The following is a 13304-nucleotide window of genomic DNA, read 5'->3' on the forward strand; positions in this document are numbered from 1 at the left end:
GTGTATCGGTAGGATTTACAGCATGAGCCAGACGGTACGTCCGAGCAGTGTTTTCGATGCTAGACGAACTCCATTTCATGTGATGACAGAAGATGGCGTTGATTTGATTGGCGAAGTAGCAGCTCCTATGGGTGCGTCAAGTGGGGCAATTTTATGCTTACACCCATTGCCTACCGCCGGCGGAATGATGGACAGCCACGTCTACAAAAAAGCAGCCAACCGCCTTCCGGCAATGTCTGGTATCACTGTTGTACGTTTCAATACACGGGGAACGACAAGTGAAGCTGGAAGCAGCACAGGTCAATTTGATAACGGCGTTGCAGAGCATTTTGATGTCGAAGCAATGCTGCGGTACTGCTTTAACACTTTGAAGTTAGAAAATGTTTGGGTGACTGGCTGGTCTTTTGGAACTGATCTTGCACTACAACATGCAAAAGATCCGCGACACAAAGGTTTGATTTTACTGAGCCCACCACTTCGCACAACTACAGATGTGCAACTTCAGTATTGGAATACAGATTCTCGCCCGATTACCGCACTGGTTCCAGAGTTAGATGACTATCTAAAGCCAGCACAAGCACGTGAGCGATTTGCAATTGTTCCGACATTGAAAATTATTGCAGTCGATGAAGCTAAGCATTTATGGCTTGGAGAACCTGCAGTTCACCGTGTTCTGTCTGAAATTGCTTCAATCGTCAACGGCGTTCCAACGATACTTCCGCTGGAGTTTTAAGCCTTATTTGCCCTTGGGATAACAACTTCATCCAAGATAAGAATGATTGATGCTGCAATCGGAACCGCAAGTAGTCCGCCAACCAGACCAAGCAAGGATGAACCAATCAAGGCAGCGATGATTGTTACCGCACCTGGGACAGACAGAGTTCGCTTCATAATGCGCGGTGTAAATACATAGTTTTCAACTTGTACATAAACGACATAGGCCACAAAAGCGACGACACCAATTACTAAGGACTGAGACAGCGCGATTAGAGTAAAGATTCCTGCCCCAATAAAGTGTCCAATCAATGGAATAAGAGCTGCAACTAAAACGAACATACCAATCGCGATAGGGGATGGAAGGCCCAGAATTGTTGCAAGAATAGTGACAAATACTGCTGCCATTGCGGCGATCAAAATCTGGCTTCCAACAAAGGATCCAACGCGAGCGATAATCGCATTTGTAAGTAAGCCAACTCGGTCACGGCGACTTGCTGGCACTAGTGAGAGACCAAGATTTACTGCTTGAGGAAGTGAAGTAATGAAGTACAAGGTCAAAACCAAAATTGTTAAAGCGGTGAAAAAGCCTGACAAAACAGATTTTCCTACTCCGATAACTCCACCAAAAGTAGAGATCAATAATGTTCCATCTGATGTGACAGATTTCAATCTCTCTTGCAAAGTGTCAATTAGGCCATATTGGGTATTGAGCTGATTGATTGTTTCATTCTTCATCAAATCCTGAAGAAGCTGAGGTCCAGATTCGATTAGGTTTGTTCCTTGACTAATAACCGGAGGAATCACCACTAAAGAGAAAAACACTACGAAGAGAATTACAGAGGAGAAAATAACTGTAACCGCTGCGTTGCGAGACAAGTTGCGCTTGCGTAACGCTTCAACGGCTGGATTTAAACCCGTGGCTAAAAATAGCGCGATCAAAATCAGGACAAAAATTTGGCTAACACTTGCTAAAGCCCGCATTAACACGATCGCAGTTAGCGCCCCAAGCGTTGCAATAAAACCAAAGTAAAATGGGTGTGCTCGGTTGATTGGTGCCCCCATGGTTCCGTAATCAGCTGATACTTTTTCAGCCTTTGGGGATCGAGCTGCTGCTTTCTTAATGCGCGTTGAAATAGCCATAAGTACATTCTAAAGTGAATAGATCACACTTATAGAGACGTGGTGTTCATGTTCCCGACACATTTATGCGAGAGAATAGTGACCATGGCATTACGCATCACAGGCTTAGGCGAGGAGATCGCAGCTGTAACTGGCCTGCCATGGCACTTGCCCCTGGAAGAGTGGCCTGAAGATCCAGCCCTGGCTGAAAAGCGCGGCATTTCGCGACATGTTGTGCGGTTGGTGCGGGCAAGTAATGATCCCGATGCCGAGGTCTATGCGGTTAAAGAGACGGTCGCAGAATTTGCAAATCGCGAATACAAAATACTGCGCGAGCTGTCGCACCTTAATGCGCCATGTGTAGAGCAAGTTGCAGTTGTCGAAGGTCGAGTCGATGCAAATGGCGAAGAGCTGCCTTGTGCAATTGTTACTCGGTTCTTACCGTATTCATTGCCCTATCGCGTACTTCTATCCGGTGCGGTAACCGCCCAAGAGATTACAACAATGGCAAGTGCCCTAGCCCTACTGCTAGTGCGTTTACATTTATTAGGTTTCTGGTGGGGAGATTGTTCACTTTCTAATACTTTGTTCCGACGCGATGCAGAAGGCTTTGCCGCATACCTAGTTGATGCAGAAACTGGCGAGTTCCAGAAAACGCTCAGTGATGGTCAACGCGAACACGATTTAGATATTGTGCATTTTAATGTTGCCGCAGAACTTGAAGATTTAGCACTATCTGGAGTTTTGTATCCAGGGATGGAACCAGTGCGCGCATCTGATGCAGTTATTAGACGTTACAGAAGAATCTGGGCAGCGCTAAAAGAAAGACAGTTGTTAGATCCAAAGGATCGGCATGCAGTTGAGCGCGCAATGCGCCAGTTGCACGATTTAGGTTTTGCCGTAGAAGAAGTTGCAATCACCATCGATGGCGACACACAGATGATCTCCTTCCAACCAAAGCTGGTTGCTGCTGGTTACCACAGTCAACGTTTGCGAGATTTGACGGGTTTGGAAACCGAAGAGCTGCAAGCTAAGCGACTTCTTGCCTCCTTTGATCGATATAACGCCCGAGAAAATAAACTTGGATTAGCAACCAATGAGATGGCAAAAAAGTGGATCATAGAAGTATTCGAACCCGTAATCAGTAGAGTTCCTGATGACATGAGAGGTCGCGTAGAACGTGCACAAATGTTCCACGAAATCCTTGAAAATCGCTGGTATTTAAGTGAAAAAGTGGGTTATGACGTTGGGTTAGAAGAGGCAACAGATAACTACTGCGCCGAAATTTTGCCAATGCGCCGTGACTCTGGTGTCGACATAGTTGTTCAATAGATAGGATTGCACCATGAGCTTGCCACCTAATTTTGGTCAAGCCTTTGATTTAAGTTCTCTTACTAAGCCAAAGGTGGATCCGACGATCCCCATGCCTGGCATCGAAGTTTCAGTTGAAAATTTAAGCAGTGACATCCTGCCTTTATCGCTAGTGCGTCCAGTGATTGTTTTGATGTGGTCACCACGTTCTGCAGAATCTGTCGAGATGGTAAAGATTTTAGGAAAACTCGAAACTGATTACAAAACAGCTTTTTCTTTAGCACGGGTAGACATCGAAGCGCATCCGCAGGTTGCACAAGCTTTTCAAACTAAATCAATTCCTTACGCAGTTGCAATTATTTCAGAACAAATGGTTCCATTGTTTGAGCAGTCATATCCCGAAGCACAAGTTCGCATGGTGATTGATAAAGTTTTAACGCTCGCTTCAGAGCAAGGAATTGGTCAAGCACCAGTTGAACAGATGGAAGCTGAAGAGATTGAAGCGATGGAGGCACTTGAAGCTGGTGATTACGTTGCCGCAGAAGCAGCCTACAAAAAGTGGTTATCTCGTAAACCCGCAGAAAATCTGGCAAAACTTGGTTTAGCTCAAACACAGTTGCTAATCCGCACCGAAGGGTTGGAACTAGACGCTGTCATTTCTGAATCAACCAAGAACCCAAGTGATATTGCTTTGCAATTAAAGGCAGCTGATGTTGAAATGGTAAATGGTGGCGTCGAGGCCGCCTTTACTCGTTTGCTGCATGCAGTACGTGCAACAGCTGGTGATGATCGCAATAAAGTGAAGGATCATCTGCTCAACCTTTTTGCTCTAGTTGATCCCAGTGACCCACGATTGGTAGCAGCTCGTAAAGAGCTTGCTAGTGCGCTATTTTGAGAAAAACACTCGCTGTCGAGCAAGAACTCAACCTTATAAAGGGGCTTTTCTTTCTCTTTGGGCTCTTGATTATGTCGTGGGTTCCTCGATTCCCCGAAGTGAAAGCAAATCTAAAACTTACCAATGGCGAATTTGGCTCAATCCTAAGTATGGGTGCTGTCGGAAATATTCTTGCTCTTCTGACTGTCGGACATCTAGTCCATAAATACGGCGCACGTTGGATGCTTTATAGCGGTGCAGCCTTGCTAGCAATCAGTCTTTCCTTTTTGACTCACACTACGTCAAGTTTGGTTTTTCTCGTTTCTATAATTATTCAAGGCGCAGCAATTTCTGCTTTCCATATCTCAATTAATACCCAGGGCTTCTTTTATCAAGACAGAACTAAAAAGCAAATAATTACTCTGCTTAGTGGTTTCTGGAGCAGCGGTGCGCTGATTACATCGATTATTGCTGGATTACTTGTTGATCGTGTTGATTTAGGAACATATTCAAACTTCTTGGCATTTTTCTGCTTCGTTCTTATGGCTTCTATTATTCATAGAATCACTCCTAACTTAGTGAAGGCTAATACAAATCCGGAATCAGATCATCGAGCTCGAGACATGTTCAAAGGCTTTAAAATCGATAAGCAAGTATCAATAACTCTGCTATTAGTTATCATGCTCGAATATGCTGTCAGCGACTGGTCAGCTATCTTTGTAAAAGAGGATATGAAGATTGCCGGCGGAATTCATACTCTGCCATATATTCTTTTTACCCTTGCCATGATTGTTGGACGTTTGAATCTGCATAATTTATTGCCGCGCTACACCATTGACTATCTTGTCGTACGAGCCTCATTGCTTTCAGGGCTTTCATTTATTGCGGGAATAATCGGGGTTAGTTTGGTCGGAACATCCAATGAAACTTTAGTGATTGTGATTCTCTCAATCAGCTTTACTGTTGCAGGCCTAGGGTCATCATTTTTGGGGCCTTCGGTGATGAACGCAGCAAACACACGCTCTAAGTTCCCATCCAGCGTAGTTATCGGCCAAATCGGTGTCATTAACATTACTTTGGTATTTGTAGTCCGTTGGGTTGTTGCATGGACGGCTCAAGCCACCACGCTATCGATTGCATTATTGATTCCAGCAGTTATGTTGTTAACAGTTCCATACTTTGCAAAGATTTTTAAGAGCGCTTAAACCAAACCGTCGCTAGAGGTGGAATACGCACTGATGCAATTTGGGAAGCCCCAACGATTAATTGCTCGTTACTGACTCCACCGCCACCGAAAGAAAGATCGTCAGTGTTTAAAACTTCACGCCAAATTCCTGCGCTAGGAAAGGGAAGTTGGTAACTCTCATGGGGGACGGGTGAAAAGTTAGTAACACTTACCAGTGCCGATGCATATTCATCCCAGCGCGCAAAGGCGACGATATTTGCTGCGCCATCGTTTCCAACTAGCCAAGTAAAGCCTTCTGGATTTGTATCTTTCTCCCATAGTGCTGGCGTTGATCTATAAACACTATTTAGTTCAGCAACTGTTTTTTGAACACCTTGGTGTTCGGCATACTCTGTTAAGTACCACTGCAGACCAGCGCTTTCATTCCACTCATCATTTTGAGCAAATTCGCTACCCATAAACAATAACTTCTTACCAGGATGAGCCCACATGAAACCGTATAAAGCACGCAGAGTTGCTAGCTTTTGCCAGCGATCACCAGGAAATTTGTTGACTAGCTGACCCTTGCCATGAACAACTTCATCATGTGACAAAGGCAGCATGAAGTTCTCACTCCACGCGTACAAGATAGAAAAAGTAATCTCATTGTGGTGATAGACACGATGGATTGGTTCTTGTGACAAGTACTGCAACGTGTCATGCATCCAGCCCATGTTCCACTTGAAACCAAAGCCAAGTCCGCCACCTGTTGTATCTGCAGTAACGCCAGACCAAGCGGTAGATTCTTCGGCGATCATCATGATGCCGGGATGGGTTTTGTAGGCTGTAGATGTTGCTTCTTGAAGTAGCTGAACCGCTTCCAGATTTTCACGGCCTCCATTTACATTCGGTAGCCACTGGCCCTCTTCACGTGAATAATCCAAATACAGCATGGATGCAACCGCATCGACTCGTAAACCATCAATGTGGAACTCGGTTAGCCAGTACAAAGCACTTGCAACGAGAAAATTTCTTACCTCGTTTCGACCAAAGTTAAAGATCAGTGTTCCCCAGTCAGGGTGCTCACCTAAACGTGGATCTGCATGTTCATACAATGCGGTTCCATCAAACTTTGCCAGCGCCCATTCATCCTTAGGAAAGTGCGCAGGAACCCAATCCAAAATTACGCCAATACCTGCGTTGTGTAATGCATCAACTAAGAATCTGAATTCATCAGGGGAACCAAAGCGAGAAGTAGGTGCAAAGAAAGAGGTAACTTGGTAACCCCACGATGGACCATAAGGGTGTTCGGTTACTGGCAGAAATTCCACATGAGTGAAACCTTGCTGCTGAATGTAGCCAACTAATTCCACTGCTAGTTTTTTGTACGTTAAACCAATTTTCCATGAACCAAGATGTACTTCATACACCGATACCGCTGATCGCCATGATTGAAATTGTGAACGTTGGGTAAGCCAGGCCTGGTCGTTCCATTGATATGTGGATTCTTCGACAACAGATGCGGTCAAAGGAGGTATCTCTGTTGCGCGTGCCATTGGATCTGCGTGATCAACCCAGCGGCCATCAATCCCGCAAATTGCAAATTTATATCTGGTTCCTGCGCTGATATCTGCAACAAAGATTTCCCAAATTCCAGAAGATCCTATTCGGTGCATTTGATGCGAATTACGATCCCAATAATTGTGATCACCGATCAGTGAAACCGCTTGGGCATTTGGAGCCCAGACTGAAAAAGCGGTACCCAGCAATGCTCCGGTTTCATCGCGTTTAACTTGCGCGCCTAGGGCTTTCCAGAGCTGTTCGTGCCGACCTTCTGCGATTAGGTACAGATCTAATTCACCCAATGATGAATGCGGATTAAGAAATGACACAGGTCGATTGTTTTCTTGCCCCTGGCCCTTAAAGAACTTCGAAAATACGCCCACCTTAGATTTTTACCGAAACTATGTGAGCAACTTTTCCAACTGGACGGGTTGGGTTGAGAGATACATAGGTATGTGGGCTCCAGGTCATTGCCGATCCATCTAGTAAATCCTTGACCTCAAATTCATTGCTTGAAAAGCCCAACGCCTCCATGTTCCAGTGAACAGTTGTTCCTTGCGCAAAACTTGGATCTAAATTAACAACCACAAGAATCAAATCTTTACCTTCACGCTTTGAGTACGCGATGATTGCATCAGAATCAGTGTCATGGAAAGTTAAATTGCGAAGAAGTTGCAAAGCTGGATGCGCCTTACGAATAGCATTTAATTGAGCAATAAATGGTGCAAGGGTTAAACCCTTCTTGGCAGCGCCATCCCAGTCCCGGACTTTAATTTCATACTTTTCAGAGTCCAAGTATTCCTCGCCACCTTCTTTGAAGGCGCGATGTTCATATAATTCATATCCTGCATACATTCCCCAAGAGGGACTTAGTGTCGAAGCCAATACTGCGCGCAGGGCAAACATCGCAGGGTTTCCGCTTTGTAAGTGAAAAGGATTAATATCTGGAGTATTAACCCAAAAGTTTGGCCTAAAGAATGCACTTGTTCCTTGTGCAACTTCTCGGCCGTAGTCAACTATTTCATTCTTACTTGTGCGCCACGTGAAGTAGGTATATGACTGATGGAATCCAGCTTTACCAAGTGCGTGCATCATTGCAGGACGAGTAAATGCTTCAGCTAGAAAAACAACTTCTGGGCTTTGTTTTTGGACCGTTGTAAGTACGTCCTGCCAAAAATGTACTGGTTTTGTGTGGGGGTTATCGACACGGAAGATCTTTACGCCCTTTGAAACCCACAAGCCGATGATGCGAAGGACTTCATTACGGATTCCTTGATAATCATCATCAAAGTTAATGGGGTAGATGTCTTGGTACTTCTTTGGAGGATTCTCGGCGTATGCGATGGTTCCATCTGCTCGCTTGTTAAACCATTCTGGATTGCTTTTTACCCAAGGATGATCCGGTGAAGTTTGCAGCGCTAAATCCATTGCAATTTCTAGTCCTTGCTTACCTGCTGCCTTAACAAAATCTTCAAAATCCTTCATTGTTCCAAGAGCTGGATTGATCGCATCGTGCCCACCATCAGAATTGCCGATGGCCCACGGGACACCGCAATCATCTGGCTGTGCATCGAGCGTATTATTTTTGCCTTTACGGTGCGCGATTCCAATTGGATGAACCGGAGGCAGGTACAGAACATCAAAACCCATAGCAGCTACACCGGCTAAACGTTTTGTGGCTGTCGCAAATGTTCCGCTAGTTACTGTTCCGTCTGCGTTTCTAATTGCACCTTCGCTGCGGGGAAAAAATTCATACCAAGATCCAACTAAAGCGCGATCGCGATCTGCGCGAACTGGGTACTTTTCAGATTCCCCGGTGACGGTTCGATACTGCGAGGTACTGGATGCTTTGATGACAAAGTAAAAATCACCTTCGGCTGGAACAGTGAACTGGCCTTCATATCGATCGGTTCCTTGCCATTTTTGAACAAGTGGCTGACAGTCGACCATTTTTTCTTTTGCGTTATAGAGACAAACTTCGGCGGTAAGGGTTTCATGACCTTCAATAATGATTGTTGCTGAAACAGAAATGCTCTCTTTTGGTATTGCCTTTACCGCAACAAATTCTCCCCCGAAGAAAACCGCGGGGGAGATATCTGTGATTGGAATTCTAGAGATCAACCCGATCCTTCTGTATTGCCAGCATCTGCAGCTGAGACATCATGGATACGATACTTATCCATTGCCTGCGTGACAATGCTTTGCTTGATTTCACCTTGGTTACAGAGTTGCTGCAACACGGCCACGGCGATTGATTCAGCATCCACCTTGAAGTGACGACGAAGCGCGCCACGGGTATCTGATAAACCAAAGCCATCGGTTCCTAGTGAATAGAAAGGACGATCAACCCAAGGCGAAACTTGATCCTGCACAGCTCGCATGAAATCGCTAACCGCAATAACTGGACCCTTTGTATGAGCCAGCTTCTTGGTGATGTAAGCACTGCGACGATCCGTTGGATTGAGCAAGTTGTGACGATCGGTTTCAAGACCATCGCGACGTAGTTCGTTCCAAGAAGTTACTGACCAAACTGCAGCGTTAACGCCCCAATCATCAGCAAGAAGTTGTTGCGCCTTTACCGCCCAGTTAACACCAACACCTGAAGCCAGAATTTGTGCGTTCTTTTTACGTGAACTCTTTGTCGGCGAGTACAGATAAATTCCCTTAAGTAATCCATCAACATCTAGATTTTCTGGCTCTGCAGGATGCACATATGGCTCGTTGTAAACAGTCAGGTAGTAATAAACATTCTCGCTGTTTTCACCATACATGCGACGTAGACCATCTTTAACGATGTGACCTAGTTCGTATGCAAATGCTGGATCGTAAGCAACGACTGCAGGGTTAGTTGCCGCAAGAAGGTGCGAATGACCATCCTCATGTTGCAGACCTTCACCATTGAGCGTTGTGCGTCCGGCTGTTGCACCAATAACAAATCCACGTACTAATTGATCAGAGGCTGCCCAGAAAGCATCTCCTGTGCGCTGGAAACCAAACATTGAATAGAAAATGTACATAGGAATCATTGGTTCATCATGCGTTGAATACGAAGATCCAACTGCGGTAAATGAAGCAACAGAACCGGCTTCATTGATACCTTCATGAAGAATCACGCCAGATGTTGATTCTTTGTAAGACAACATCAATTCACGGTCTACCGCGGTGTATTGCTGTCCATGTGGTGAGTAAATCTTCATCGTTGGGAACAATGAATCCATACCAAAGGTACGAGCTTCATCAGGAATGATTGGAACAATGCGATTGCCCAAACCTGGATCCTTAACAAGATCCTTCAGCATACGAACAAAAGCCATCGTTGTCGCAATTTCTTGATGACCCGAGCCACGCTTTACAGATTCGTAAACAGAATCATCCGGCATCGTTAATGGACGAGACTTAGCACGACGACGTGGAATTGAGCCACCAAGTGCTGCACGACGTTCTGCCAGGTACTTAGCTTCGGCAGAATCTGCTGCTGGCTTGTAATAAGGAGGTAAGTACTTATCTAACTTCTCATCAGGAATATCTAGATGCAATGTGTCGCGGAACTTTTGAATATCTTCCAGTGTCATCTTCTTCATCTGGTGCGTTGAGTTACGACCTTCGAAGTGCGAACCAAGAGTCCAACCCTTAACTGTCTTAGCCAAAATAACTGTTGGGCGGCCATTCTTTTGTGTTGCCGCTGTGTATGCCGCAAAGAGTTTCTGATAATCATGTCCACCGCGCTTTAAGTTCCAAATCTGATCATCAGACCAATTAGCAACCATCGCAGCAGCACGAGGATCACGACCAAAGAAGTTATCGCGAACATACTTGCCAGATTCAGCCTTAAAGGTTTGATAATCACCATCAAGGGTTTCATTCATAATCTTTACCAGCGCACCTTCGCGATCCTGCGCTAGAAGTGGATCCCAACCGCGGCCCCATACGACCTTAATAACGTTCCAACCCGCACCACCAAAGATGGATTCAAGCTCTTGGATGATTTTTCCATTTCCACGAACCGGACCATCAAGGCGTTGCAAGTTACAGTTAATAACAAAAGTTAAGTTGTCTAACTTTTCACGAGTAGCAAGACCAATTGCTCCCAAAGTATCTACTTCATCAACTTCACCATCACCAAGGAATGCCCAAACATTCTGATCACTTGTGTCCTTGATTCCACGGTTATGTAAGTAACGGTTGTAACGCGCTTGATAAATCGCATTCAATGGTCCGATACCCATAGACACAGTTGGGAATTGCCAGAAGTCAGGCATCAAACGTGGATGAGGGTAAGAAGAAAGTCCGCCACCTTCATGTGAAAGTTCTTGACGGAAACCATCAAGTTGGTTTTCTGTTAAGCGACCTTCAAGAAATGCACGTGCATACATTCCAGGACTTGCATGTCCCTGGAAGAAAATCTGATCTCCACCACCTGGGTGATCCTGTCCGCGGAAGAAGTGGTTGAAACCAACTTCATAGAGCGCAGCAGATGATGCGTACGTCGAAATATGTCCACCAACTCCAACACCTGGACGTTGTGCACGGTGAACCATCATCGCTGCATTCCAACGGTTGATGCGACGAATCTTTCGTTCTAAATCTTCATCACCTGGAAACTTTGCTTCATGCTCTGGTGGAATTGTGTTGATGTAATCCGTTGCACGAAGTGCTGAAATTCCAACATTGCGTTCTTGGGCATGGTTTAAGAGATTGAGCATTAAGTAGCGAGCGCGTACTGGACCAGCAGCCTTTAGGGCGGCATCAAAAGAGGCTCGCCATTCAGCGGACTCAGTCGGGTCGGTGTCTACTAACTGCTCAATATTGAGATCGGGCGCCTCGAAGTTTTCGCTCATGTGCCTATTCTTGTCGGTACTACCCCGTAAGTCGAAATTCAAAAGGTGTGAAATTGAGCCCGTCTTCCCCTTGCGCTCAGGCTCGGCAAAGTGTGGACTTAGCCCGTGCCTACACGGATGGGATTGGCCAAGGATGACCTCGTTTTGGAGGTTGGCCGCGATAGTGACTGTGATTCCACACTTCGAGATGAACTCATGTCAATTACTGGGACCACATTCTTAGAGGGCTCTACTAGTGAAGTTGTCGATGCGGTCATCATTTGGTGGCGAGAAGGCGATGGAGATTTAGTTGATGAATTAATGGATGCGCTGACTTACTTGGTTGAAAATGGCGCTATTTGGGTGATGACACCAAAAGCTGGACGAGATGGCCATGTCGAACCAAGTGATATCCAAGATGCTGCACCAATTGCTGGTCTCAGTGTTACTTCCACAATTGCGCTCGCTAAGGATTGGACCGCAACTCGCTTAGTGGCACGTAAAGCGGGCAAGAGGTAAGTTTGGGCGCATGACTTTAACAATTGGACAAGCCGCACCAGATTTTGAAATTGCAAATCAACATGGAGAAAAGGTTTCACTCTCTTCATTTAAGGGCCAGAAGAATGTCTTGCTGATGTTCTATCCTTTTTCATTTACTGGAACATGTACCGGTGAACTATGTGCGCTGCGCGATGACCTTTCATCATTCCAAAACGATGATCTACAACTTCTTGCAATCTCATGTGATTCACCATTTACGCAACGAGTATTTGCAGAACAAGAGAATTATCAATTTCCAGTACTTTCAGATTTCTGGCCACATGGTGGCGTAGCAAAAACCTATGGAGTCTTTGAAGAATCAAAGGGCTGCGCACTTCGCGGAAGCTTCTTGATCGATAAAGAAGGAATCCTTCGTTGGGAAGTTAAGAATGGCTGGGCTGCCCGTGAAAATGCTGATTACAAGGCGGCTATTGCAGCGCTATAAGCGTGATTTAGGAAATTGCGGGCTCGTGAGTTAAGATTCGAACCTGCAATACCGGGTGGTTAGCTCAGTGGTAGAGCGTCTCGTTTACACCGAGAATGTCGGGGGTTCGAAACCCTCACCGCCCACAGTTAAGTTTTCTTTACTTTCTCAAGCTCCATTTCCTGAAAACGAATCAAGGTGAATTCAGCCTGTGTTCGAACTGTTTCATCTGCTGATTGTGCAGCTTGCGTCAATGGAGCAACTATCGATTCGCCGATAGCGCAGAGAAATCTAGTCAGGCCAAATTGGGTATCCGAATCTCCTCGCCCTAATTGAGAAATCAAGATTTCAATCAAAGCTGGCTTTTCTTTATCTGGGACAAGAACAGATGCCGATCTCCAGGCAGTTGATGCAACAAAATCATCCTCATCCAGAAGTAGATCGCGCGTTATCAATGAGTAGTTTGCTTTGTCGCCAATTTTTGAAAGTGTATGAAGAGCTTGACTGCGTGATTGCGAATTTGTCGACTTCAATTCAGGAATCAGGCGTTGCACAACTGCTTCTCGATCCTGTCTCATCAGCGCCCAGGAAAGGGTGTCTCGCACGAAAAAATCAGATTCACTGGCACATTGCCTAATGAGAATTTCAATGTAATCCAGATTTGGATAAGTGCCAGCGGCAAGTGCGGCCTTAAGTCGTACAGATTGATCGGGCGACTTCAGAAGTTCTTCTAAGGTCGGCATGCGGAAACGTTACCAGTGCCTAAGGCGCTGA

At 45.5% G+C, this 13304-nt stretch carries 11 protein-coding genes and 1 tRNA gene; 7 read left to right on the forward strand and 5 right to left on the reverse strand.

Annotated elements, in window-relative coordinates; all coding sequences use genetic code 11:
* Positions 1 to 22 precede the first annotated feature (22 nt).
* Complete coding sequence (locus AC9UC2_RS06890; RefSeq protein WP_509526788.1) at positions 23 to 733, forward strand: alpha/beta hydrolase; 711 nt, start codon at positions 23 to 25, stop codon at positions 731 to 733.
* Here the strand turns inward: AC9UC2_RS06890 and AC9UC2_RS06895 are convergent.
* Entirely contained in the window at positions 730 to 1857 is a 1128-nt protein-coding gene (locus tag AC9UC2_RS06895; protein WP_509526790.1) for an AI-2E family transporter, read from the reverse strand. The genes AC9UC2_RS06890 and AC9UC2_RS06895 overlap by 4 nt on opposite strands.
* Positions 1858 to 1941: 84 nt before the next feature.
* Between AC9UC2_RS06895 and AC9UC2_RS06900 the strand changes: the two genes are divergently transcribed.
* The 3 genes from AC9UC2_RS06900 to AC9UC2_RS06910 are packed head-to-tail and all read left to right on the forward strand — an operon-like array spanning position 1942 to position 5226.
* Positions 1942 to 3168, forward strand: coding sequence for a DUF4032 domain-containing protein (locus AC9UC2_RS06900; protein WP_509526792.1), 1227 nt, complete (start codon positions 1942 to 1944; stop codon positions 3166 to 3168).
* Between the two features lie 13 nt (positions 3169 to 3181).
* Positions 3182 to 4042 (forward strand): co-chaperone YbbN, encoded by an 861-nt coding sequence (locus tag AC9UC2_RS06905; protein ID WP_509526794.1) that lies wholly within the window; start codon positions 3182 to 3184, stop codon positions 4040 to 4042.
* Complete coding sequence (locus AC9UC2_RS06910) at positions 4039 to 5226, forward strand: MFS transporter (RefSeq protein WP_509526796.1); 1188 nt, start codon at positions 4039 to 4041, stop codon at positions 5224 to 5226. The genes AC9UC2_RS06905 and AC9UC2_RS06910 overlap by 4 nt, the downstream gene beginning before the upstream one ends.
* On the opposite strand, the gene glgB is transcribed toward AC9UC2_RS06910, so the two are convergent.
* Genes glgB through aceE form a run of 3 tightly spaced genes read right to left on the reverse strand, consistent with a single transcriptional unit; the run spans position 5213 to position 11587 of the window.
* A complete protein-coding gene (glgB, locus tag AC9UC2_RS06915; protein ID WP_509526798.1) occupies positions 5213 to 7078 on the reverse strand; it encodes a 1,4-alpha-glucan branching protein GlgB in 1866 nt (621 codons plus the stop codon). The two genes, AC9UC2_RS06910 and glgB, sit on opposite strands and share 14 nt — an antisense overlap.
* A 55-nt stretch (positions 7079 to 7133) precedes the next feature.
* Positions 7134 to 8870, reverse strand: a complete 1737-nt coding sequence (locus AC9UC2_RS06920) for an alpha-1,4-glucan--maltose-1-phosphate maltosyltransferase (protein ID WP_509526800.1) — start codon at positions 8868 to 8870, stop codon at positions 7134 to 7136.
* Positions 8867 to 11587 carry a pyruvate dehydrogenase (acetyl-transferring), homodimeric type gene (aceE, locus tag AC9UC2_RS06925; protein ID WP_509526802.1) on the reverse strand — a complete coding sequence of 907 codons (2721 nt, stop codon included), beginning with the start codon at positions 11585 to 11587 and terminating at the stop codon, positions 8867 to 8869. The genes AC9UC2_RS06920 and aceE overlap by 4 nt, the downstream gene beginning before the upstream one ends.
* Before the next feature lie 117 nt (positions 11588 to 11704).
* Here aceE and AC9UC2_RS06930 point away from each other — a divergent pair, with 117 nt between their 5' ends.
* The 3 genes from AC9UC2_RS06930 to AC9UC2_RS06940 all read left to right on the forward strand — a co-directional run bounded on the left by AC9UC2_RS06930 (position 11705) and on the right by AC9UC2_RS06940 (position 12676).
* A complete protein-coding gene (locus AC9UC2_RS06930; RefSeq protein ID WP_509526865.1) occupies positions 11705 to 12085 on the forward strand; it encodes a DUF3052 domain-containing protein in 381 nt (126 codons plus the stop codon).
* Positions 12086 to 12095: 10 nt separating this feature from the next.
* Positions 12096 to 12551 carry a peroxiredoxin gene (locus tag AC9UC2_RS06935; protein ID WP_509526804.1) on the forward strand — a complete coding sequence of 152 codons (456 nt, stop codon included), beginning with the start codon at positions 12096 to 12098 and terminating at the stop codon, positions 12549 to 12551.
* A 53-nt stretch (positions 12552 to 12604) separates the two neighbouring features.
* Positions 12605 to 12676 (forward strand) — tRNA-Val (locus tag AC9UC2_RS06940).
* Between the two features lie 3 nt (positions 12677 to 12679).
* On the opposite strand, the gene AC9UC2_RS06945 is transcribed toward AC9UC2_RS06940, so the two are convergent.
* Positions 12680 to 13273 (reverse strand): HEAT repeat domain-containing protein, encoded by a 594-nt coding sequence (locus AC9UC2_RS06945; protein WP_509526806.1) that lies wholly within the window; start codon positions 13271 to 13273, stop codon positions 12680 to 12682.
* Positions 13274 to 13304 lie beyond the last annotated feature (31 nt).

Source organism: Candidatus Planktophila sp. (assembly GCF_036734405.1).
Classification (GTDB): Bacteria; Actinomycetota; Actinomycetes; order Nanopelagicales; family Nanopelagicaceae; genus Planktophila.